The organism is Micromonospora sp. D93 (genome assembly GCF_018070365.1).
GTDB classification, from domain to species: domain Bacteria; phylum Actinomycetota; class Actinomycetes; order Mycobacteriales; family Micromonosporaceae; genus Micromonospora; species Micromonospora ureilytica.
This window is the reverse complement of the sequence record NZ_JAGPXW010000010.1, coordinates 160,298-182,325: the sequence shown is the minus strand read 5'-3', so window position 1 is coordinate 182,325 and position 22,028 is coordinate 160,298. Positions and strand designations below refer to the sequence as shown.

The following is a 22,028-nucleotide window of genomic DNA, read 5'->3' as shown; positions in this document are numbered from 1 at the left end:
ACCACCATGATCACGTTGACTTCGGAAGTACTTCTCTCGTTACGGTCCGACCCGGTTTGTTCAGACGACGAAAGGACCGGGCCGGTGGCAGGCAAGCACTCCCGTATCCGCATCTTCTCCTCCCCGGCGGGCATCGTGGCCACCGCGGCGGTCGGCGTCGCCCTCGCGGTCGGGGGCACTGTCGGTGCCGTGCAGTTGGCGTCCGGCTCCGGCTCCGACCAGTCGGGGCAGACGGCTTTCGACCTCACCCCGACCCCAGTCGCGAGCAGCCTCACCCCCAGCTCCCCGGCCCCGAGCGCCAGCGCCTCGCCCAGCGTGACCGCCAGCCCGTCGGCGACCCGGTCGCAGCAGGCCGCCTCCCGGGGCAAGGAGCGCACCTCGTCGCCGAAGCCGAAGCCGACCGCCAAGAAGACCACGGCCGCGGCGAAGGTGCTGGAGAGCGCCTCGTGCGGCGCCTCGTTCTACTCCGACGGGCAGCTGACCGCCAACGGCGAGTCGTTCAACCCCGACGCGCTGACCGCCGCGCACAAGACACTGCCGTTCAACACCAAGGTCCGGGTGACCAACCCGGCCAACGGCAAGTCGGTGACGGTGCGGATCAACGACCGCGGCCCGTTCATCGACGGCCGCTGCCTCGACCTCTCCCGGGCCGCCTTCGCCAGCATCGCCTCGGTCGACGTGGGCGCGCTCACCGTCCGCTACGAGGTCCTCGGCTGACCGGGGCAGGCGCCGCCGATTCGGCCGGCCGACTGGGCCGGCCGGACAGAACCTCCTCGGACGACGGGTCAGGTTCATTCACCGGTTCACGTGGATCAGGCAAACTGTCCCTCGTACCCACGCGACTCCTCCAGTCGGGCCGTCGCCCGCTGAGCCCCGGATCCCGCGCCGGCCTCGGCGCGGCCCTCGGTCTGCTCGCGATCGTGTCGGCGGTGGAGGCGGCGGACGGCCGTAAGGTGCACTACGTCGCGCTCCTGGCGGCCGCGCCGGTTCTCGCCGCAGCCCTGGCATCCTGGCTGGTCGTCCTGGGGGTGGGCGTCGCGGCGACAGTGATCGGCGTCGGCTTCGCGCTTGTCGCGCCGAAGGCCTCTTTGGTCACGTCGGTCGACGTTGTCGCGGTCGCGCTCACCACCGGTTTTGCTGTGGCAGTGGCGTGGGTTCGGCAGCGGCAGTCCGAGCGGATCGTCGAGCTGACAAAGCTCGCCTCGGTGGCCCAGCAGGCGGTGTTGCGCCCGCTCGGACCGCAGGTCGGCACGCTCTCGGTCGCGGGACGCTACATCTCCTCCACAGCGACGGCCGAGATCGGCGGCGACCTGTACGAGGCGATCGACACCCCCTACGGCGTACGCATGATCATCGGTGACGTGCGGGGCAAGGGCCTGGACGCGGTCCGGCTGGCCAGCATCGTCCTCGGTTCCTACCGGCACGTGGCGTACGAGCGGGCCGACCTTCGGGCCGTCGTCGCCGACCTGGATCGCGCGGTGGCCCGCAACGTCGGCGACGAGGACTTCGTCACGGCGGCACTTGTCGAGGAGCGTGGCGGCACCCTCACGATCGTCAACTGCGGGCATCCGCCGCCGCTGCTGCTGCGTCGGGGTGCGGTGATCCCGTTGGAACCGCCGGCCCCGGCGCCTCCGCTCGGGTTCATGCCGGTGGTCCGCCCCCGGGTCGAACGCCTGGAGCCCGGGGACCGCCTACTGCTGTTCACCGACGGCCTCGGCGAGGCGCGGCGGGACGGCGAGTTCTTCCCCACCGCCGACCGGGCCTGGCGACTGCTGGGCCACGGCACGGTCGCCGACGGGCTGGCGTCACTGGAGACCGCCCTGGTCGAGTGGGTCCACGGCCGGCTCGACGACGACATCGCGCTGGTCCTCATGGAGTACGTCGGTGCCCGTACCGGCGCGGCCGTGGCCGTCCCGAGCTGGGAGGTCGGCGCCGCCGAGAGCTGAACCGGCCACCCGCGCCGCAGGTGTGTAATTGCCGTCACTCGGGTGATCCGCTTGTCGCTGCCTACCCGCGAGTAATACAGTCGGGGTTACTGATCGGTAACACCTGTCCGGAAGCGGGGCCAGCGAGCATGACCCACTACAAGAGCAACCTCCGGGACCTCGAGTTCAACCTGTTCGAGGTCTTCGGGGCGGACCGGGCTTTCGGCCAGGAGCCGTACTCGGATCTCGACACCGACACCGCCCGCAGCTTCCTCGCTGAGGTGGACCGCCTCGCCCGCGAGGATCTGGCCGCCAGCTACACGGACAGTGACCGCAATCCGCCGGTCTTCGACCCGGCGACGCACACCGCGCCGCTGCCGGAGTCGTTCAAGAAGTCCTACCAGGCATTCATGGACTCCGAGTTCTGGCGCCTGGACCTGCCGCCGGCGCTGGGCGGCACCAACGCGCCGCGCGCCCTCTGGTGGGCGCTCGCCGAGCTGGTGCTCGGCGCGAACGCGCCGGTCTGGATGTACGCCTCCGGCCCGTCCTTCGCGCACGTGCTGCACGTCGAGGGCAACGAGCGGCAGAAGAAGTGGGCCAAGCTCTTCATCGACAAGCAGTGGGGCTCCACGATGGTGCTCACCGAGCCGGATGCCGGCTCGGACGTGGGCGCGGGCCGCGCCCGGGCGATCCAGCAGCCCGACGGCACCTGGCACATCGAGGGCGTGAAGCGCTTCATCACCTCGGGTGAGCACGACCTGAGCGACAACATCGTGCACTACGTGCTGGCCCGTCCGGTCGGCGTGGAGGGTGCCGGAGGCCCCGGCACCAAGGGCCTGTCGCTCTTCGTGGTGCCGAAATTCCACTTCGACGAGACCACCGGCGAGTTGGGCGAGCGCAACGGCGTCTACGCCACGAACGTCGAGCACAAGATGGGCCTGAAGGTCTCCAACACCTGCGAGGTGACCTTCGGCGAGCACGGCGTACCGGCCAAGGGTTGGCTGTTGGGCGACCGGCACGACGGCATCCGGCAGATGTTCATGATCATCGAGTACGCCCGGATGATGGTCGGCACCAAGGCCATCGCCACCCTCTCCACCGGCTACCTCAACGCCCTCGAGTACGCGAAGAACCGGGTGCAGGGCGCCGACCTGATCCAGCAGGCGGACAAGACCGCCCCCCGGGTCACCATCACCCACCACCCGGACGTACGCCGCTCGCTGCTGCTGCAGAAGTCGTACGCCGAGGGTCTTCGCGCCCTGGTCCTCTACACCGCCACCTGGCAGGACAAGGTCGCGCTGGCCGAGGCTGCCGGTGACGAGAAGGCCACCAAGCTGGCCAAGCGGGTCAACGACCTGCTGCTGCCGCTGGTCAAGGGCGTCGGTTCGGAGCGGGCTTACGAAATGCTCGGGCACGAGGCCCTGCAGACCTTCGGCGGCTCCGGGTTCCTCCAGGACTACCCGCTGGAGCAGTACGTCCGCGACGCGAAGATCGACACCCTGTACGAGGGCACCACAGCCATCCAGAGCCTCGACCTGATCTTCCGCAAGATCGTTCGGGACAACGGCAAGGCGCTGCTCGCGGTCTCCGGCGAGATCCAGGAGTTCATCTCCTCCGAGGCGGGCAACGGCCAGCTCAAGGAGGAGCGGCAGGCGCTCGGCAAGGCGCTGGCCGAGATCCAGAACATCCTCGGCGTGCTGACCGGCTGGCTGGGCGAGGCGCAGGGCGGCGACACCCGCGCCCTCTACAAGGTCGGGCTGAGCAGCCGCCGGTTCCTGCTGGCGATCGGCGACCTGGTGGTCGGCTGGCTGCTCCAGCGGCAGGCCGACGTGGCACTGAAGGCCCTCGCGGGTGAGGTCTCCGCCAGCGACAAGGCGTTCTACACCGGCAAGGTGGCCGCTGCCCGTTTCTTCGCCCGTGAGGTGCTGCCCCGCATCGGTTCCGACCGGCGGATCATCGAGGGTGCCGACCTCGACATCATGGACCTCCCGGAAGAGGCCTTCTAGGTTCTGTGCTGGGTCGCACCACCCGGCACCGGCGGCCGGCGGGGCATGTCTGCCCCGTCGGCCGTTGCCGTCTCGCCCCGGCGGTGGGCACGTATTGGCCGAGCCCCGCCGGGTATGCCGGTGGCGTGGCGGGTAACCGTCGCATGACCTCGAAAGGGAACGCCCAGAGCCACCGCACGGGGGAGTGCAGCGCACATGGGTGTAGGAAGCGGTATTTTTCTCATCGCGATCGGCGCGATTCTGACCTTCGCGCTGAGAGCCAACGTCTGGTGGATCGACGTACGCGCTGTCGGTTGGGTGTTCATCCTGGCCGGGCTGGCCGTACTGCTGACCACTGTCTGGTTCTGGCAGGACCGGCGCAAGCGGGCCCGAACCCTCATCGTTGAGGAGAACCGGCTGTCTCATCCGACGGCGATGATGCCGCCACCGCCGGACCCGCCGCCACCAACCGCGCCGCCGTCCTGATCCCCGGACGCCTGGACGCGTACCCCTGAGCCACCTGCCGATCGTCGGCGGGTGGCTCAGCCGCGTGCGGTGTGCCGGGCCGTGAGCGGCGCTGCTGCCCTGCTCAACTCGGCCCAGCCGGGCGGGCAGCGGTGCACCGCCAGTTCGGCGGTGCGCAACCCCTCGTCGTCGACGCCTTCGGGATCAAGGAGCGCGGAAAGTAGCGAGATGCCTGGATTATGGGCAATGAGTAGTGCCGTGCGGGCTGCCGGGTCCACAGTGCGAACCAGCGACAACAACTCCTCGGGGTGCGCGTCGTACGCGCCCGGCTCATAACGGACGGTCGGGCGAGGACCGGTCGGGCCACCCTCCGGCGGCGAACCGGTCATCCCCATCGCCACCCCGTGCCAGGTTTGCCTGGTACGTCGAACCGGCGAGCAGATCACCACGTCGGGCAGTAGCCCGTGGTGCGCCAACCAGGCCCCAGCCGCAGCCGCGTCGGCGTTCCCACGTGCGCTGAGCGGCCGCTCGGCGTCGTCCGCCGCGTCGCTGCCCTGCTCGGCCTTCGCGTGCCGCAGCAACACCAGTGTCCGTGTGTCGGGGTCGGCGTCCGTCATGCCCCCAGCTTGCCCGATTGGCGATCTCCGTGCCTGGGTAAGTCGATGGATGCCGCACCCCTACCGACGGCCGCGGCGCGACGTACGCCAGGTTAGAGCCGAGGAGCGAGACATGGGCATTGGTGGCAGCATCTTCTTGATCGCGTTAGGCGCGATCTTCGCGTTCGCAGTGGAAGCCGACCTGGGCTGGCTGGACCTGGCCGTCGTCGGCTGGGTGCTGATGCTCGCCGGCGTCGCCGGCCTGCTCGCCACCCTCTACTTCTGGAGCAGCCGCCGCCGCACGGTGGTCGCCGCCCCGGTACGCGAGGAGCGCGTGGTGGCCGACCGGGTCGTGCCGGTCCAGGACAACCAGGTGATGCAGGAGTACCGCGAGGTGCGTCGGCCGGGCCGACCGGTCTGATCCTCGCTCACACACTCCGGGGCCCCGCAGCGTCGCGGGGCCCCGGCTCGTGTGCCGGCCCAGCTCGTGCGTGCCGGACCGTCGGGGCCCGTTCCCAGAAGCTGGTTGGGTCAGGCGAACAGCGCGAAGTAGATCGCGATGTGGTGACAGAGCGCTGCCAGCAGCGTGCAGGAGTGGAAGAACTCGTGGTGGCCGAAGACGGTCGGCCACGGATTGGGCCGGCGCAACGCGTAGAAGATCGCGCCGACGCTGTACATCGCGCCGCCGATGATCAGCAGCACCAGCGCCGCGACGCCGCCCCCGTGCAGGATCTCCGGCAGCATGGCCACCGCCACCCAGCCCAGCGCAAGGTAGAGCGGCGCGGACACCCAGCGCGGCGCGTGCGGCCACACCACCTTGACCGCCACGCCGGCCAGCGCGCCACCCCAGACCAGGGCCAGCATCACGGTGGCCGGCCGGGGCGCGAGCAGCATCGCGCAGAGCGGTGTGTACGTGCCGGCGATGAACACGAAGATCATCGAGTGGTCCATCCGGCGCATCACCTGGTAGCCGCGCTCCGACCACACACGACGGTGGTACAGCGCGCTCGTGCCGAAGAGCCCGCAGACCGTCAGGCTGTAGATGAGGCAGCTCACCAGGGGTGCCCACCCCGGTCGGGTGGCGGCGATCGAGCAGAGCACGATGCCGCAGACCACTGCGACGAAGAAGGCGTACGTGTGTAGCCAGCCGCGCATCCGGGGCTTGCCGATGTCGACCGGCTTCAGGCGAAGCGGGGCGGAGGTGGTCACCCAGTCAGGTTACGGCACCGTAGGTTACTTGGAAGTAGTGGCGTTGGTGACACCCGGCACCATCATCGTGAACACCGGATCGGCACGACATCGGCGAGGATGAGCGGATGCGGATCCGACAGGTCGGGGCGCACGCCCTGCTCCTCGACTGCACCACCCCCGCCGACATCCCCGAGGCCGCGCTTGTCGAAGCGTGGCGGTCCGAGTTGTGGCGGCGTCGGGAGCGAGGCGACCTGATCGCCGTCGAGATCGTGCCGGCGGCCCGGACCGTGCTCCTCGACGGCCTGCCCGACCCGACCACCACGGCCCAGCAGCTGACCCGATGGGCGTCCGACGTCGCCGCCGCGACCACCCGCCCCAACCAGCCCACCGCCGAAGCCAACGCCAACGCCAACGCCGAAGCCGAAGACGACGACGCGGCGGACGTGGTCGTACCGGTCTCCTTCGACGGGCCGGACCTGCCGGCGGTGGCGGAGCACTGGGGGGTGGACGTGCCGGCGGTGCGGCAGCGGTTGACCAGCACCCGGTTCCAGGTCGCGTTCTGCGGCTTCGCCCCCGGGTTCCCCTACCTGACCGGGCTGCCCGCCGAGTTGGCGCTGCCCCGGTTGGCCACGCCTCGTCCCCGAGTGCCGGCCGGCTCGGTGGCGCTGGCCGGCCCGTACGCCGGGATCTATCCGGGCGCGTCGCCGGGCGGCTGGCAGTTGGTCGGTCGCACCGACCTGGTGCTGTTCGACGTGGCCGCCGACCCGCCGGCCCGGCTCGGTCCGGGCACCACGGTCCGGATGGTGGCGGCGTGACCCACCCGGCCGCCATCGAGGTGCTCCGCGCCGGCGCGCTCACCACCGTGCAGGATCTGGGCCGGCCCGGCTGGGCGCACCTGGGCGTACCCCGATCCGGCGCCCTTGACCCGGCCGCCCTGCGGCTGGCCAACCGGCTGGTCGGCAATCCGGAGCACGCCGCCGGCCTGGAGATCACCCTGACCGGCTGCACAGTGCGGCTGACCCGGGCCACCACGGTGGCGGTCACCGGCGCCGACGTTCCGGTGCAGGCCGGCGTTCGGCCGGGTGACACCGGACGCCCCCTCAGCGTGCCGGCCGGGACGGTGCTGCGGATCGGTCCCGCCCGACGGGGCGTACGGAGTTGGCTGGCCGTGGCGGGTGGCATCGACGTGTCACAGGTGCTCGGTAGCCGAGCCACCGACACCCTCTCCGCGCTCGGCCCGCCTCCGTTGCGGGACGGTGACCTGCTGCCGCTCGGTGATCCGGTCGGCACCCCCGCACCGGTGGACCTGACCGTGTGCCCCACGCCCCCTGAAGAGCTGCACCTGACGCTGGGCCCCGGCCCTCGCGAGGACTGGTTCACGGCGAGCGCGTTCGACCGGCTCTTCGGCAGCGCGTACACCGTCAGCCCGGTGAGCAACCGGGTCGGCGCGCGGCTCGCCGGCGCGGCGCTGCCCCGCGCGGTCGCCGGCGAACTTCCCAGCGAGGGCATCGTGCTCGGCGCGGTCCAGGTGCCGGCGGACGGACAACCCCTGATCTTCCTCGCGGACCATCCGACCACGGGTGGATACCCCGTCATCGGGGTGGTCACCGACGTGACAGCGCTCGCGCAGGCCCGGCCAGGGACTACCGTCAGATTCCATGGACCTCAACGCTGACCTGGGCGAGGGATTCGGCATCTGGCGACTCGGCGACGACGAGGCGCTGCTGAGCCTCGTCACCTCCGCCAACGTCGCCTGCGGCTTCCACGGCGGCGACCCGTCCACCATGCGGCGGGTGTGCGAGGGCGCCGCGCGACGCGGGGTCGCCGTGGGCGCGCAGGTCGGCTACCGGGACCTGGCCGGGTTCGGCCGGCGGCACATCGCGTACGACTTCGCCGAGCTACGCGACGAGGTGACCTACCAGTTGGGGGCGCTTGACGCGTTCTGCCGGCTGTTCCGTACCCGGGTCCGCTACCTCAAGCCGCACGGCGCGCTCTACCACGCGGCCAGCACCGACGAGTCCCAGGCAGCGGCGGTGGTCGCCGCGGTGAGCGGTTACGACCCCGAGCTGCCAGTGCTCTGCCTGCCCGGCTCGACGCTCGCCCAACTCGCCGTCGGCGCGGGCCTGCCGGTGGTCGCCGAGGCCTTCGCCGACCGCGCCTACCTGCCCAACGGGGCGCTGGTGCCGCGCGGCACCCCCGGCGCGGTGATCACCGACCCGGAGCAGGTGGCCGAACGGGCGGCACGGATGGCCACCGAACGCAGCGTGGTGGCGGTGGACGGCACCGTCATCCCCTGCTCGGTCGACTCCATCTGCGTGCACGGCGACACCCCGGGCGCGGTCTCCGCCGCCGAACTCGTCCGCGCCACCCTGATCGACGCCGGCGTCACACTGACCCCGTTCGCCTGACCGGAGGGGCCCAACCGGCCCCTCCGATCGCGGTCAGGCGTCCAGGCCGCGGAGCACGCGTCAGGCGTCCAGGCCGCGGAGCACGCGTCAGGCGTCCAGGCCGCGGAGCACGCGTCAGGCGTCCAGGCCGCGGAGCACCAGCGGCAGCCGGGTCACGGCCCCGTCGACCACCCGGACCGGTACGCCCCAGTCCTGCCGGGTCAGGTGGCACGCCGCGTGCTCGACGTCCGCGTCACAGGTCGCCGCCTGCGCGGTCACCTGCAGCACCCCCGCGGTGACCTCGCCGTTGAGCACCAGCCGGCGGGACAGCTCGGTGCCCGTCCCGGCACCCTCCACCAGCAGCTCCGGCGGGGACGCGGAGACCACCAACCGGGTCGACGGCCCGTACGTCTCGTCCAGCTTCTGCCCCGGCGCCGGGCTGAAGACGATGTCCAGGGTGACCTCGCCGGCCGCCACGTCGGTCGGCTTACGCTCGGTGTGGTGCCGAGGCCCGTCCACAGTGCTGGCACCCGCCGCCGACAGGGCGCCCGGAGCGAGCCGGGTCAACCGGTGCGCGGCGGACTCCACCACCAACACCTCACCGGACGGGGTGAGCACCAGGTCGCTCGGCTCCGCCAACCCGTCGGCGACTGTGGAGACCTGATTACTGGCCGGGTCGAAGCGGCGCACCGCGCCGTTGTACGTGTCCGCGATCAACACCGAACCGTCCGGCAGCGCGCACACACCCAACGGGTGCTGCAGCAGCGCCGACTCCGCCGGACCGTCCACGTGCCCGAAGTCGAACAGGCCCTGCCCGACGGCGGTGCCCAGCACCCCGTTCTCGACGTACCGCACCGAGCTGGTCTCGCTGTCGGCCACCCAGAGCCGGGTGCCGTCGGCCGAGACGGAGAGCCCCGACGGCTGCGCCATCCACGCCTCCGCCAGCGGGCCGTCACGCAGCGCCTCCACCGTGGTGCCGGCGTACATGCCGGCGGTCCGCTTGATCGGGTCGAACCACCAGAGCTGGTGGATGCCCGCCATCGCGATGATCAGCTTGTCGTCGTACCAGGCCAGGTCCCACGGGGAGGAGAGGTCGACGGCGAACGCGTCGTGGGCGTGGTCGTCGACCTCGGCACGCCACTGCCGCCCACTGCCGGCCACCGTGACCACCTCACCGGACTCCAGCCGTACGCCGCGCAGCAGGTGGTTGACAGTGTCGGCCACCACCAGGTCGTAACCGGCCACCTCGGCGACATGCTTGGGCAGCAGGCACAGCCCCTGCGGCTCGGAGAACGTCGCCGCGGCGGCCGGCCCGTCCGCCCGGCCCCGCTCACCCGAGCCGATCCGACGGACCGGCGTCTCGCCGTCCGGGTCGACCTCGACCAGGGAGTGCCGGGCCGAGTCCGAGACCAACAGGTTGCCGTTCGGCAGCAACACCGCCTTACCGGGGAAGCGCAGCGCGGTCTCCGGTGCCGGCGGCGGAACGTACGGGCCGTCCCCCCGGTGCAGGGTGCCCTTGGCCTCATGGGTGGCGACCAGTTCGTCGATCAGTCGGGCCAGCCCTTCGGCGTGCCCCTCGCCGGCCATGGTGGCCACCACGTAACCCTCGGGGTCGATCACCGACAGGGTCGGCCAGGCCCGGGCCGCGTACTGCTGCCACATGTCCATCTCGGGATCGTCGAGCACGGGGTGGTGCACCCCGTACCGCTCCACGGCGGCGGCGAGCGCGTCGGCGTCCTTCTCGTGCTCGAACTTCGGCGAGTGCACGCCGATCACGACGAGCACGTCGCCGTACTTCTCCTCCAACGGGCGCAGCTCATCGAGCACGTGCAGGCAGTTGATACAGCAGAACGTCCAAAAATCTGCGATGACGATCTTGCCGCGAAGGTCGGCGAGCTTCAGTTCGCGCCCACCGGTGTTGAGCCACTGCCGGCCTCGTAGCTCGGGGGCGCGCACACGCGCTGTCGTTCCCATGCCTGCCAGCCTGCCACGCGCCGTGGGCCCAGCCGCCGTGACCCGTACGACAAGCGTCCTAGCCTGCGCCGCCTTCGTTGCGCTCCCGGCGCTTCGCGGCGTACTCGCGGACCTCTGCCGCGTCCCAGATACGGCCGACGGTCAACGTCTCCATCGGGGACGGGAAGTCCGGGCGGTCTACCAGGATCGCGGCGCGCTGGCGAGAGACGCCGAGGTAGTCGGCGACCTCCGAGAGGGCCATTACGCGCACGGTCGGACCATCCGGTGACACGAGTAGGCAACTTGTCACCGGAGGGGTTGACGACCTGCCAACCGGTCAGTCAAAGTCGAGCCTATGCCTCCACGTCGAGCAGTGAAGCCGGTACGGTCCGATCTCGTGCACCGCTGTCGCCGGTGGTGGTCCCGCGCGTGCGTCCACGGCCTGCCCCTGGCCAACGTAGGGCGGCACTGGTGAACGACCACCGGCCGCAGCGTCCGACGTGGCACTGCGAGGCGTGTCGACAGCCGTACCCGTGTCCTTCTGCAAGGGCCACGCTCGCGGCCGGCGATTCCTGGGCGGCGGCGACCTACCTCGCGAGTCAGTTCGTGATGGCCGTGAACGACCTCCCGGCGGTGCCGGTGGTCGACCTGTACGCGCAGTTCCTGCTATCGGTGCCCCTCCGTCCGCGCGGAGGCAACAGCCCAAGGCCAACTGCTCCGCCGGAGTCGCGCCCGGGGAAGCGGCCGACGTGACTTGCCATACGCATCGACGAGCCAGTTTGACGTTGCTCGGGGTCGGTCGTGGCGATCGTTGGCAGCTCAGCAGTGCAGTGCTCGGCGTGTCGGGTTGCTCAGCTGCCAACGATCAAGGGGTCGAGTCACGACAACCGGATTGTGCCCGAGACGCCGACACCACCTGCGGGTACGACGACGGCGGAGCCACGGTTGCCCGTGACCCCGCCGTCGGTGGAGCTACTTCGTGGCCGGCTTCAGGCAGAGCACCCGGTTGGTGCCCCCGCCCGGCAGCACCACGTGGGGCTGCGTCGGGTCGGCGCACTTCTCCTTGGCGTCCACCTTCGAGACGATCGTGAACGCGCTCGCCTCGCCGCAGTCCGCCGCAGTGGCGCCGCCCTGCCCGGACTGCTTCACGCAGGTGCCGACCGCCGGGTCGAAGGCCGGGGTGTCGTCCCCGCCGACCTTGCCGAGCAGCAGCAGCAGGCCGAGCGGCACCGCCAGGATGAGCACCGCGGCGATCAGCACCGCGGCCAGCACCCGGCCGTTGCGTACCTTCGGCGTCGGTGGCTCCACCTTTGGCTCGTCGGCGGCCGGCTTGAACGAGTCGAACCGGCCCTGGTCGGCCTGGCCGGTCTCCTGGCCCCAGGACGGCGCGGACTGTGGCGGTGGCGGGAATGACGGCGGGAAGGCGCCGCCCGGCGCCGGTTCGGTCGCCGGACCGCCGAAGCCCGGGCCGCCGAAGTCCGGCCCGCTGGAGCCCGGGCCGCCGAAGTCCGGCCCGCTGGAGCCCGGGCCGCCGAAGTCCGGCCCGCTGGAGCCCGGGCCGCTGGAGCCCGGCCCGCCGAAGTTCGGCGCACCGAAGGTCGGCGTCCCGTTCACCGTGCCAGCGGCAGGCGACGCCGGGCCGCCGAACTGGTCCGCCGGCGGCTCGGCACCGGCGTGCGGCCGAGTGCCGTTCACCGGCCTGTTGTTGCCCGGGGCGTCGACGAAGGACGGCACACCGGGCGGGAACGCCGGTGGCGCCGCCGGGGCCTCGTTGAAGGCGTTCGGTGGGGGCTGCCGGTCGTCGAAGCGCGGATCGGCCGGAGACTCGCCGCCCCAGCCGGGCCCGATCTGCCGCTGCGCGTCGTTCTGCCAGTCGGGGGCGATCTGCCGCTGCCCCTCGCTCTGCCAGTCGGGCGTGGCCTGCCGTGGTGCGTCGTTCTGCCACTCGGGAGCACCCTGGCGGTCCGCGCCCGGGTCGCCCTGGAACGCCTCCGGCTCCGGCTCGGCCTCCGGCTCCGGTCGAGCCGGGCGGCCGTACACCCGGGGTTGCGGTGTTGCCGTGCCGGTCGGTCGGATGGCCTGGTCGGTCGGGGGCATCACCCGGCTGGCCAGCGGCACCGAAGCGCTCGCCGTGGCCCGGGCCGCCGCGCCGGCTGCCGACTCGGCGTCCGACACCGGGACGACCGCGCGGCCCGCTCCGGACTCCGGAGAGGTACGCGGGGCAGGAACCACCGCGCCGCTCGCTGAGACGTCCTCGGGGCGGCCACCGTACTGCGCGGCGGCGTCCGGGGTCTCCCGCTCGGCGTAGGCGGGCTGCTCGGGGATCGGAGCGAACTGGGCCTGGGGCGCGTAGTCGGCCGGCGGGGCGGCGGCCAGGCTGGCGCCCGGGACGCGCTGCTCCTGCGGAGGCAGCGGTACCGCGTTCGCCGGTGAGATGCCCGGCGCGGGCCCGGGCTGGTAGACCGGTGCCTCGTCGCCCCGGTCCGCCTCCCAGCCGCCACGGGACTGCGCGGAAGCTTCGGCCTCGGCGCGACCCCACACCTCACCGGGCGCCCACGGCTCGACCTCCGCCACGCCGCCGGAGTTGCCCTGTGCGGCGTTGTCCTGGCTGGCGGCCCAGTTGGGCGCGCCGCCGCTGGTGGGCACGCTGGCGCTGGCACGGGCGGGGAGGTTGCTCGGCTCCGCGGGGGTCCACCCCGTTTGCTCCGGCCGCTCGGTCGGCTGCTCAGGTTGGGAGAGCACCCAGTCGGGCTGCTGTGGGCGGCCCTCGGCGGCGCCCCAGGCGGCCGGCTGAGCGGGCTGGTCCTGCCGCGCGGGCTGGTCCTGCCGTGCGTCGCTGCCGTCGTTCCACCCTGCGGGCTGCGCCTGCTGCTGCGCGGCCCACCCGCCGGAGTTGGCCGGGTCGTCCTGTGCGGGCCAGGTCGTCGTCGGAGCCGGGACCTGGGCAGCGCCACGGGCGGCGTTCGGCGGGGCGGCCTGACCCCAGCCCGGGGCGGACTGCTCGGTCGCTTCGGCGGCCTGACCCCAGCCGGGGGCGGGCTGCTCGGTTGCTTCGGCGGGCTGGCCCCAGGCCGGTGGCGACTGCTCCGCCGGAGTCCACACCGGCTGGTCGTCCCGGGCACCGCCGGCGGGCCAGCCGCTGTTGCCAGCGCCCTGGTCCTGCTGAGCGCCACCGGACCAGCCGGCGGCCTGCGGTGCGTCGGACTGCGCAGACTCTGCCCCGCGCCAGTCAGCGGCGGGAGGGTTGGCCTGCGCCGCGCCGCCCCAGCCGTTGGCCGGGTCCTCCTGGGCTGGCCAGGCGGCGGTGGCGGGGGGAACCTGCGCGGCGCCCCGCGCGGCCGGCTGCACCTGCACCCAGTCGGGCTGCTCAGCGGGGGTGTTCGGGGTCCAGGCCGGCGCGGGTGAGGTCTGCTCGGCGGGCGTCCAGCCCTGTTGCTGGGCGGCCCAGGGGTCGGGCTGCGCCGGAGCGGACGCGCCATCGTTGCCGGGCCACCCGCCGGGCTGCTGCTGCGGCGGCTCGCTCGCGCCACCGCCCGCGGCCCAGGCGGGCTGCGCCGGGTCGTTGGGCTGCGGAGCAGCGGCGGCGCCCCAGGCGGGGGCCGGTGGCTGCTCCGGCTGGGTCGCCCATGCCGGCGCCGACGGGTTGGGCCGCGTCGGGGGCGGGGGTGCCCAGCCCAGGTCGGGACCGGCGGCGTTCTGGCCGTTGTCCGGCTGCGCCGGGCGGTCGCCGTACGGCGCCGGTCCGCCGGCGCCCGGTGACACCTCGTCCGGCTCTTGGCCGGGGCGGTGCGGGCCCTCGGACGTCATGGGTGCGCCTCCTCCATCACATGTCGGCTCGCCGGTGCCGATCGGTCTCCTCGGCATGGCTGCCGGCGTCACCGGCGTACCGCTGCGCCGGCTCCCCGCACGGTATCGGGTGGTGGCACGACACGTCCAAGGAGCACTGGCCGTCACTCACCGTCGCCGGTTGGTGTCGAGCAGCTTCTGTCGGTTCGGTCTCTGCCGGGTCGGCGGGCGGCGACCGAAGCCCACCGTACCGGGCGCTGCGGCAGGGCGGAATCCCGGTGGTGGGTGGCTGGGAAACGCCGACGGCCCACCCGGTGGGCCGGGTGGGCCGTCGATCTGGAGGAGATGCGGAATGTCGTGGGGCGTCAGCTCATGTGACGCTGGGCGATGGCGAGGATCTCCTCGCGAACCGCCGGCGAGTTCGCCGAGCGCAGCGCGTGCTCGATGGCACGGGCGCGGCGGGTGGCGTCGCGGTGGTTGCGGATTCGCTCGATCATGCTCATTGGTGGGTCCCCCTGGCTATTCGGTTGTCAGCCCCTGATGTGTCTATTCAACAGCAGAAGCCGGGGAACTTCCATCGATTATTAGGTGAGTTGAGACACCTGCCTAACAATCGAAGGTCAACAGGCCGTCTGACCGATGGTTCCGTCGCCCAACGGACACGGCCGGTGTGCCGGGCGTTAACCCGTGGCACACCGGCCGTGGCTGGCGTTGCGAAGATCAGGTCCAGGCGAGCAGCGCCGCCTCCGGATCCGTGAGGAAGTCGCCGACGTCCCGCAGGAACTTCGACCCCAGCTCACCGTCGATGATCCGGTGATCGAAGCTCAGCCCCAGCGTGGTGACCTGGCGAACCTTGACCTTGCCCTTGTGCACCCAGGGCATCTCCCGCACCGCACCGAAGGCCAGGATCGCGGACTCGCCCGGCGGCAGGATCGGTGTGCCGGTGTCCACCCCGAACACGCCGACGTTGGTGATGGTCAGGGTGCCGCCGGACATGGCCGCCGGGGAGGTGCGACCGGACTTCGCCGTCTGCACCAGGTCGGTCAGCGCGTCCGCCAACTCCCGCAGCGAGAGTCGGCCGGCGTCCTTGACGTTCGGCACGATCAGACCGCGCTCGGTGGCCGCCGCGATGCCGAGGTTGACATACTCCTTGACCACGATCTCGTCGCCCGCCCAGGTCGAATTGACCATCGGGTGCCGTTGCACCGCCAGCAGGACCGCCTTCGCCACCAGCAGCAGCGGCGAGACCCGTACGTCGCGCCACTCCCTGCGGCCGCGCAGCCGGTCCAGTGCCTTCATCGCCCGGGTCACGTCGACGGTCAGGAACTCCGTCACGTGCGGGGCGGTGAACGCCGAACGGGACATGTTCTCGGCGGTGAGCTTGCGGACGCCCTTGACCGGAATGCGCTGCTCCCGGTCCGCTCCGAAGCTGGGCGCGGTCGCCGCAGCGATCGGCTCGGCAACCACAACTGTCGCGCCGTTCGCCGCCTGCTGCACGTCCTCCCGGGTGATCGAGCCGAGCGGCCCCGACCCGGTCAGCGTGCCGAGGTCGACCCCGAGATCCTTGGCGAGCTTGCGCACCGGCGGCTTGGCCAACACGCCGCCGCTCGTCCCACCGCGTCGATCATGGACCTGTGGTGCCGGAATCGTGGGGGTGGCGGGGGTCGCCACGGCCTGCGCGGGGACCTCGCCCTTGCGGGGACGGCGCTTCGCGGCGGTCGTACGCGGGCCGTAGCCGACCAGCACCGCCGTCCGGCCACCAGGGGCCGCACCGCCGATCAGGCCGGGCTCGACCATGCCCTCGGCCGGTGCCACCTCCACCGCCGCCAGCGAGGCCGCCGACGGGGTGGGCAGGTCACCGCTGGGCGTGGCAGTGGTCGACGGCGTCTCCAGCGGGCCAGCTCCCGGGTCGGTGTCGATCGCGATGATCGGCGTACCGACCTCGACAGTGGTGCCCTCCGGGTGGTGGATCGCCTGCACCTGCCCGGCCCACTTCGCCGGGATCTCCACGGCCGCCTTCGCCGTCTCCACCTCGACGATCGGCTGGTTCAGCTCGATGGTGTCGCCGACCTTGACCAGCCAGGCCAGGATCTCGCCCTCGGTCAGCCCCTCGCCCAGGTCGGGCAGGTTGAACGTCTTGATCCGGGACATGTCGCTCACCAGCCGAAGGTGCGGTCGACGGCGTCGAGCACCCGATCGAGGTCGGGCAGGAACTCCTCCTCCACCCGGGCGGCCGGGTAGGGGATGTCGAAGCCGGTCACCCGCAGCACGGGCGACTCCAGGGAGTAGAAGCACTCCTCGGTGATCCGGGCGGCCAACTCGGCGCCGAGGCCGATGTTGGACGGCGCCTCGTGCACCACGACCGCGCGGCCGGTGCGCTTCACCGACTCGTACGCCGCGGTCAGGTCCAGCGGCGAGAGCGAGCGCAGGTCGATGACCTCCAGCTCCCGGCCGTCCTCCGCGGCGGCGGTCGCCGCCTCCAGGCACGTCCGCACCATCGGGCCGTAGGCCAGCACGGTGGCGTCGCTGCCGGGCCGCACGACCCGGGCCGAGTGCAGGGGGTACGCGTCGGACAGCGGCGCGTCCAGGTCGACCTGGCCCTTCTCCCAGTAGCGCCGCTTGGGCTCCAGGAAGACGATCGGATCGTCCGAGGCGATGGCCTGCTGGATCATCACGTACGCGTCCTGCGGGTTGGAGCAGGTCACCACCTTCAGGCCGGCGGTGTGCGCGAAGTACGCCTCCGGCGACTCGGAGTGGTGCTCGACCGCGCCGATGCCGCCGCCGAACGGGATCCGGATCACCATGGGGATGCTGAGCCGGCCGCCCGAGCGGTAGTGCATCTTCGCCACCTGCGACACGATCTGGTCGTACGCGGGGTAGACGAAGCCGTCGAACTGGATCTCGCAGACCGGTCGGTAGCCGCGGATGGCCAGACCGACAGCCGTGCCGATGATGCCGGACTCGGCCAACGGGGTGTCGATGACCCGCTGGTCGCCGAAGTCCTTCTGCAGACCGTCGGTGATCCGGAAGACGCCGCCGAGCTTGCCGACGTCCTCGCCCATGATGATGACCTTGGGGTCGTTCTCGAGGGCGCGGCGCAGACCGGTGTTGAGGGCCTTGCCGATGGTGAGCGTCTCCGTGGCCATCAGTGGGCGCTCCCTTCGAACGACTCCATGTAGCGGCTGAACTTCGCGCGCTGCTCGTCGAGCAGCGGAGACCCGTTGGGGTAGACGTGGTCGAACATCGTCACCGGCGCCGGGTCGGGCATGGCGAGCACCCGCTCGCGCAGGTGCACCGACTCGCGGCGGGCCTGCTCGTCGATCTCGGCGAAGAAGTCCGCGTCGGCGATCTTCTGCTTCTCCAGGAAGACCTTGACCCGGGCGATCGGGTCCTTGGCCTGCCACGCCTCGACCTCGCTCGCGATGCGGTAGCGGGTCGGGTCGTCGGAGGTGGTGTGCGCGCCCATCCGGTAGGTGTACGCCTCGATCAGGCTCGGCCCCTGTCCGAGGCGGGCGTTGTCCAGCGCGGTGCGGGTGACCGCGTACGTGGCGAGCACGTCGTTGCCGTCCACCCGTACGCCGGGGAAGCCGAAGCCGGCGGCCCGCTGGTAGAGCGGGACCCGGGTCTGCCGCTCCAGCGGCTCGGAGATCGCGTACTGGTTGTTCTGGCAGAAGAAGACAAGCGGCGCGTTGAACACGCTGGCCCAGACGAACGCCTCGTTCACGTCGCCCTGGCTGGTGGCGCCGTCGCCGAAGTAGGCGATCGCGGCCTCACCGTCGTCGGTGCCGGTCTTGCCGTCGATGGTGATGCCCATCGCGTAGCCGGTCGCGTGCAGGGTCTGCGCGCCGATGACGATCGTGTACATGTTGAACTTGAACTCGTTCGGGTCCCAGCCGCCCTGGTCGACGCCGCGGAACAGGCCGAGCGGCATGATCGGGTCGATGCCCCGGCAGTAGAGGACGCCGTGTTCCCGGTAGGTCGGGAAGGCCATGTCCTGGGTACGCAGCGCCCGCCCGGAGCCGACCTGGGCGGCTTCCTGGCCGAGCAGGCTGGCCCAGAGGCCCAGCTCGCCCTGGCGCTGGAGAGCTGTCGCCTCGGCGTCCAACTTCCGGACCAGCACCAGGTCGCGGTAGAGACCGCGGTACTCCTCGTCGGTGAAGTCGACGCGGTACTCGGTGCCGTCCGGCCCGGTGGCGCTGTCGATCCGCTCGCCTTCGGGAGTGAGTAGCTGCACCAGCGCGGGGTCGCCGGCCGCGCCCTTCCTGGAGCGGGGTGTGGCCCGCCTGCTGCGGGTGGTGCCCCCGGGGTCGCCCTTTGCCATCGGTCTCTCCCTGTCGTGTCTGCGTCGGCACCGGGGGGTCACCCGGCCGCGCAACTCGTGCGCCTGCCCGGCTGCTGCCGGGCCGGTTCCTGGCGGCCGCGCCTAGCCCCGGTGGGGGTTGCCGCACGGCGTGAACCGGGTTCTGGCCGAACCCGGATCGGGAGCGCCGGCGTTCAACCGCGCCTGCCGCGAGGGTGCGCGGAGGTCACGGCTGCGTTGCCGTCGTGCTCCATATTCGCAGAGCAGGTGAGCGCGCCCACAGTACGCCTGCCCCCGCGTTCCGACCGCCACCGCTTTGACGCCGTTTGTCGCCATCACGCCGGCCTACGTTTCCCATGCGTTGCGGCACGATTCGTCACCGTTCGGCCAGCATCGCGTGTCGACACGCGGTGGAGGTTGGCTGACGCAGGGTGACTGCGCGAGGCTGGTTCCCGCAGGATCGCGCCTATCAGGTTATTTGTCGGGTTCTTGCCCCGGCGGCGTTCATCCATGTCTCCGACGGTCGACGACAAGGGGTGTGCGGTGTACGAGCCAGGTGACGGTCCCGGCACACCAGCGCTTGGTCGGCACCGGTCGGTCGGCGGCTACCGCCGGATGGTCGGCGTTCACCGTGCCCCCGGCGCCGGTGGCCCCACCCGCGGGTACCTGCTCACCGTCGCGCTACTGGCCGGCACCGCGTCGATGCCCATCCTCGCCGCGATCAGCGCGGGCTCGGCCACCCCGGGCAGCACCGCCCTGCCGGACAGCAGCACCCCGTTCATGCCGACCCCGTCCGTCGGTCCGGTGGTGATCCCGCTGCCGACGACCAGCCAACCGCCGCTTCCGCCGCTCGGCACGCCCAGCGTCGGACCGACCGGCGGCTGGCTGCCCGCCGCCCCGCGGCGTCCACTGCCGGGGCCCGCCGCGGCCGATGCCGGGCCGGCCCTGCCGACGACCGCCCCGGCGGTGGCGCCGAAACCCACGCGGAGCACCTCTCCGCCCGTACCCCCGCCCGGCGCTCCGCCGCCGCCGAACGACCCCGACCCGACCGACCCGCCGGACCCGGATCCGACCGACCCGACCGACCCGACCGACCCGACCGACCCGACCGATCCGCCGGACCCGGATCCCACCGACCCGGATCCGACCGGCTCGGCCGACCCCGATCCGACCCTGAGCCCGACGCTGGACCCGACGCCGACGCTGGACCCGACACTGGACCCGACACCTACGCCGACCGACGACGCGACCGCGACCGCCGTGCCGACCAGCACCCGGTCCGTGCCGGCCCCCACACCCACACCGCCCGCGGTACCGACCCGCCGGCCCAGCCCGGCGATCCCGTCGCCGTCGGCCGTCGCCCCGACGCCCAGCGTCAGCCCGGCGCCGCTGGCCGGACCGACGCACCTCGCGGTGTCGCCGACGGTACGGTGACGAGCAGACGCGGCCCGTCCGGTGCCGGCGGTGTTCGGCGGTAGGCGCGTACCGGAGGGGGTGGCGTGGGCGGCGGTGCGGAACTCCGCCCGGTCACCACCCGACCCGGCCCGGGGTTGCGGATCGCCAGGCTGGTCACCGAGGTGACCGCACCGGCGGTGCTCGTGTCGCTGCTGATCCTCACCGTGAGCTGGCACAGCGCGAGCCGCCCCGGTCAGGGCCTCGCCTGGGGTCTGCTCGCCACCCTCTTCGTCACCGGCATCCCGCTCGCCTACATCGTCGGCGGGGTACGCCGTGGCCGGCTCACCGACCACCACGTCGGCCGCCGGGAGCAGCGCCGGGCGCCGCTGCTGGTCGGCCTCGGTTCGGTCGCGGCGGGGCTCGCCCTGCTCGCCGTGTTCGGCGCGCCCCGCCCGGTGCTGGCGCTGGCGGTGGCCGGGCTGGTCGGCCTCGTCGTCGCCGTGTCGGTCAGCCACTGGTGGAAGATGTCGATCCACTCGGCGGTGGCCGCCGGCACGCTCGTCATCCTGATGCTGACCTTCGGGACGCGGCTGGTCGTCGCGGCACCGCTGCTGGCGGTGGTCGGCTGGTCCCGGGTACGGCTGAGGGACCACACGATGGCCCAGGTGCTGGCCGGAGGTGCCCTCGGCGCCCTGATCGCCGCTGTGGTCTTCGGCCCGCTGCGCTAGGGCGACCCGGGGCGGCGCTGCGCCTTACCGGGGCGGGCCGTGCCGGCTGGCCGGGCGGGCGGCGCGGAGCCGCCCACCCTCGGACGCCGTCAGGCGCCGTCGTCGGCGAGGCGGTGCCGGTTCGCCTCGATCCAGGCGTCCAGCGCGGCCGGGTCGTCCGGATCCACCCCGTCGGCCATCAGTTGCGCCACGGCAGCGGTGGCCGCGCTGCGCCGCTCACCTGTCGAGTAGAGACGGGCGAACTCCGGCACCATCTCCTCGATCGCCTCGTCGGTGCGCGCCGCCGCCGCCTCGGGCAGCCCGCGCTGGCGCGACGCGTACCGTGCCCAGGCCCGCAGCACCCGCGGCAGCATCGCCGCGTCGTCCATGTCCAGCACGGCCCGGCGGTGCACCCAGTCGAGCAGGAAGAGCCCGGACACCGCAGGGCTCCAGCGCATCGGGTCGGCGTCCGGGAAGCTCGCCGAGTGGTCCAGCAGCAGGCTCAGGCAGAAGTGCAGCGAGGCCAACTCGGGGCCGTCGACGGCGTCCAGCCCGAAGCGGGCGGCCTCCGGCGCGGCGAGGAACTGCCGGACCAGGTCGGTGCGCTCGGCCGCGGAGAGCGGCTCGACCTCCGCCGGAACGGTCGGGTCGGCCGCGGTGGGCAGCATCGCCAGCCGGGCACCGACCAACGCCCGGTCGGTGGCGAGCGACCCCTCGCCGGGCAACTCGCCCAGGTCGTCGGTGACCGCCAGATGGCGGGCCACCTCGCCCCGGAACCGGGCTGGATCCTCGGTACGGAACCAGGTCAACTCGTCGTCGGCGCACATCTGCCGGACCTGGTCCAGGATCCGTTCGGCCGGCCCGCCCACGAAGATGTCCTTGGTGATGCCGATGTTGTGGTCCACCAGGGCCACCAGTGCGTGCTCCGAGCCACCGGACTCGTCGTCGTAGGCGAAGGTCGCGAGGTAGGAGGTCTGATCGCCGTACACGTCGCCGTACGCCCAGGTGCCGGTGAGGTGCACCCGGCCGAGCTGGGTCGTCCAGGTGGGCGCCTGGCTGCCCGGACGCACCCGCTCGGCGCCCTCGGCGGTCGGGACGAGCGTGGCGAAGACCTGCCGGATGGTGGTCGCCGCCGCGACTCTGCGACGGGTGGTGGCGGCGAGGAAACCGGTGACGAACTCCCGTACGGCGGTGTCGCGGTCGGTTTCCGCGATCGCGTAGACACTGCCCAGCAGGGCGCTGCCGAGCATTTCGGCGTCGAGGGCGGACTCCAGCTTGGTCACGTCGCGTGCGGCGTGCAGCACCGCGTCGTAGGGGGTCTGAGGCGTGGCCATGCTC

Annotated in this window: 20 protein-coding genes; 10 read left to right on the top strand and 10 right to left on the bottom strand. The window is 72.3% G+C overall.

The features are described 5' to 3' along the window. Positions 1-84 precede the first annotated feature (84 nt). From KBX71_RS14585 to KBX71_RS14570, 4 genes are all read left to right on the top strand, one after another. Positions 85-717: a septal ring lytic transglycosylase RlpA family protein gene (locus KBX71_RS14585; RefSeq protein ID WP_210818406.1), complete on the top strand. Its 633-nt coding sequence runs from the start codon at positions 85-87 to the stop codon at positions 715-717. A 104-nt stretch (positions 718-821) separates the two neighbouring features. Beyond that, the gene (locus KBX71_RS14580; protein WP_210818432.1) at positions 822-1,946 is read left to right on the top strand and encodes a PP2C family protein-serine/threonine phosphatase; all 1,125 of its coding nucleotides are present in this window, start codon (positions 822-824) and stop codon (positions 1,944-1,946) included. 128 nt (positions 1,947-2,074) lie between these two features. Further along, a complete protein-coding gene (locus tag KBX71_RS14575; RefSeq protein ID WP_210818405.1) occupies positions 2,075-3,931 on the top strand; it encodes an acyl-CoA dehydrogenase in 1,857 nt (618 codons plus the stop codon). Positions 3,932-4,126: 195 nt separating this feature from the next. Further along, positions 4,127-4,396, top strand: a complete 270-nt coding sequence (locus tag KBX71_RS14570) for a DUF6458 family protein (protein WP_030487564.1) — start codon at positions 4,127-4,129, stop codon at positions 4,394-4,396. Between the two features lie 56 nt (positions 4,397-4,452). Here KBX71_RS14570 and KBX71_RS14565 read toward each other — a convergent pair whose 3' ends face one another. Next, positions 4,453-4,992, bottom strand: a complete 540-nt coding sequence (locus tag KBX71_RS14565; RefSeq protein WP_210818404.1) for a histidine phosphatase family protein — start codon at positions 4,990-4,992, stop codon at positions 4,453-4,455. A 112-nt stretch (positions 4,993-5,104) separates the two neighbouring features. Here KBX71_RS14565 and KBX71_RS14560 point away from each other — a divergent pair, with 112 nt between their 5' ends. Next, the gene (locus KBX71_RS14560; protein ID WP_124821318.1) at positions 5,105-5,392 is read left to right on the top strand and encodes a DUF6458 family protein; all 288 of its coding nucleotides are present in this window, start codon (positions 5,105-5,107) and stop codon (positions 5,390-5,392) included. Between the two features lie 110 nt (positions 5,393-5,502). Here KBX71_RS14560 and KBX71_RS14555 read toward each other — a convergent pair whose 3' ends face one another. Further along, positions 5,503-6,180 carry a hemolysin III family protein gene (locus tag KBX71_RS14555; protein WP_210818403.1) on the bottom strand — a complete coding sequence of 226 codons (678 nt, stop codon included), beginning with the start codon at positions 6,178-6,180 and terminating at the stop codon, positions 5,503-5,505. A gap of 107 nt (positions 6,181-6,287) precedes the next feature. Here KBX71_RS14555 and KBX71_RS14550 point away from each other — a divergent pair, with 107 nt between their 5' ends. Genes KBX71_RS14550 through KBX71_RS14540 form a run of 3 tightly spaced genes read left to right on the top strand, consistent with a single transcriptional unit; the run spans position 6,288 to position 8,570 of the window. Beyond that, positions 6,288-6,977: an allophanate hydrolase subunit 1 gene (locus KBX71_RS14550; RefSeq protein WP_210818402.1), complete on the top strand. Its 690-nt coding sequence runs from the start codon at positions 6,288-6,290 to the stop codon at positions 6,975-6,977. Beyond that, positions 6,875-7,837 carry a biotin-dependent carboxyltransferase family protein gene (locus KBX71_RS14545; protein ID WP_374102601.1) on the top strand — a complete coding sequence of 321 codons (963 nt, stop codon included), beginning with the start codon at positions 6,875-6,877 and terminating at the stop codon, positions 7,835-7,837. Before KBX71_RS14550 ends, KBX71_RS14545 begins: the two co-directional genes overlap by 103 nt. Further along, positions 7,821-8,570, top strand: a complete 750-nt coding sequence (locus tag KBX71_RS14540) for a LamB/YcsF family protein (RefSeq protein ID WP_210818400.1) — start codon at positions 7,821-7,823, stop codon at positions 8,568-8,570. The genes KBX71_RS14545 and KBX71_RS14540 overlap by 17 nt, the downstream gene beginning before the upstream one ends. Before the next feature lie 114 nt (positions 8,571-8,684). On the opposite strand, the gene KBX71_RS14535 is transcribed toward KBX71_RS14540, so the two are convergent. The 7 genes from KBX71_RS14535 to pdhA form a co-directional block, all read right to left on the bottom strand. After that, a complete protein-coding gene (locus KBX71_RS14535) occupies positions 8,685-10,523 on the bottom strand; it encodes an NHL domain-containing thioredoxin family protein (RefSeq protein ID WP_210818399.1) in 1,839 nt (612 codons plus the stop codon). 58 nt (positions 10,524-10,581) lie between these two features. Further along, positions 10,582-10,764: a hypothetical protein gene (locus KBX71_RS14530; protein WP_210818398.1), complete on the bottom strand. Its 183-nt coding sequence runs from the start codon at positions 10,762-10,764 to the stop codon at positions 10,582-10,584. Between the two features lie 710 nt (positions 10,765-11,474). Beyond that, positions 11,475-14,309 (bottom strand): hypothetical protein, encoded by a 2,835-nt coding sequence (locus KBX71_RS14525; protein ID WP_210818397.1) that lies wholly within the window; start codon positions 14,307-14,309, stop codon positions 11,475-11,477. Between the two features lie 344 nt (positions 14,310-14,653). Continuing rightward, the gene (locus KBX71_RS14520) at positions 14,654-14,791 is read right to left on the bottom strand and encodes a hypothetical protein (protein ID WP_167492909.1); all 138 of its coding nucleotides are present in this window, start codon (positions 14,789-14,791) and stop codon (positions 14,654-14,656) included. A 217-nt stretch (positions 14,792-15,008) separates the two neighbouring features. Next, a complete protein-coding gene (locus KBX71_RS14515; protein WP_210818396.1) occupies positions 15,009-16,448 on the bottom strand; it encodes a dihydrolipoamide acetyltransferase family protein in 1,440 nt (479 codons plus the stop codon). Next, positions 16,445-17,434: an alpha-ketoacid dehydrogenase subunit beta gene (locus KBX71_RS14510; RefSeq protein WP_210818395.1), complete on the bottom strand. Its 990-nt coding sequence runs from the start codon at positions 17,432-17,434 to the stop codon at positions 16,445-16,447. The genes KBX71_RS14515 and KBX71_RS14510 overlap by 4 nt, the downstream gene beginning before the upstream one ends. Beyond that, a complete protein-coding gene (pdhA, locus tag KBX71_RS14505; protein ID WP_210818394.1) occupies positions 17,434-18,609 on the bottom strand; it encodes a pyruvate dehydrogenase (acetyl-transferring) E1 component subunit alpha in 1,176 nt (391 codons plus the stop codon). The genes KBX71_RS14510 and pdhA overlap by 1 nt, the downstream gene beginning before the upstream one ends. 522 nt (positions 18,610-19,131) lie before the next feature. Here pdhA and KBX71_RS14500 point away from each other — a divergent pair. Together KBX71_RS14500 and KBX71_RS14495 are read left to right on the top strand one after the other, a co-directional pair. After that, positions 19,132-20,022 carry a hypothetical protein gene (locus KBX71_RS14500; RefSeq protein WP_210818393.1) on the top strand — a complete coding sequence of 297 codons (891 nt, stop codon included), beginning with the start codon at positions 19,132-19,134 and terminating at the stop codon, positions 20,020-20,022. A 65-nt stretch (positions 20,023-20,087) separates the two neighbouring features. Continuing rightward, positions 20,088-20,711 (top strand): phosphatase PAP2 family protein, encoded by a 624-nt coding sequence (locus tag KBX71_RS14495; RefSeq protein ID WP_210818392.1) that lies wholly within the window; start codon positions 20,088-20,090, stop codon positions 20,709-20,711. 89 nt (positions 20,712-20,800) lie between these two features. Here the strand turns inward: KBX71_RS14495 and KBX71_RS14490 are convergent, their stop codons facing one another. Continuing rightward, entirely contained in the window at positions 20,801-22,024 is a 1,224-nt protein-coding gene (locus KBX71_RS14490) for a hypothetical protein (protein ID WP_210818391.1), read from the bottom strand. Positions 22,025-22,028: the final 4 nt, after the last annotated feature.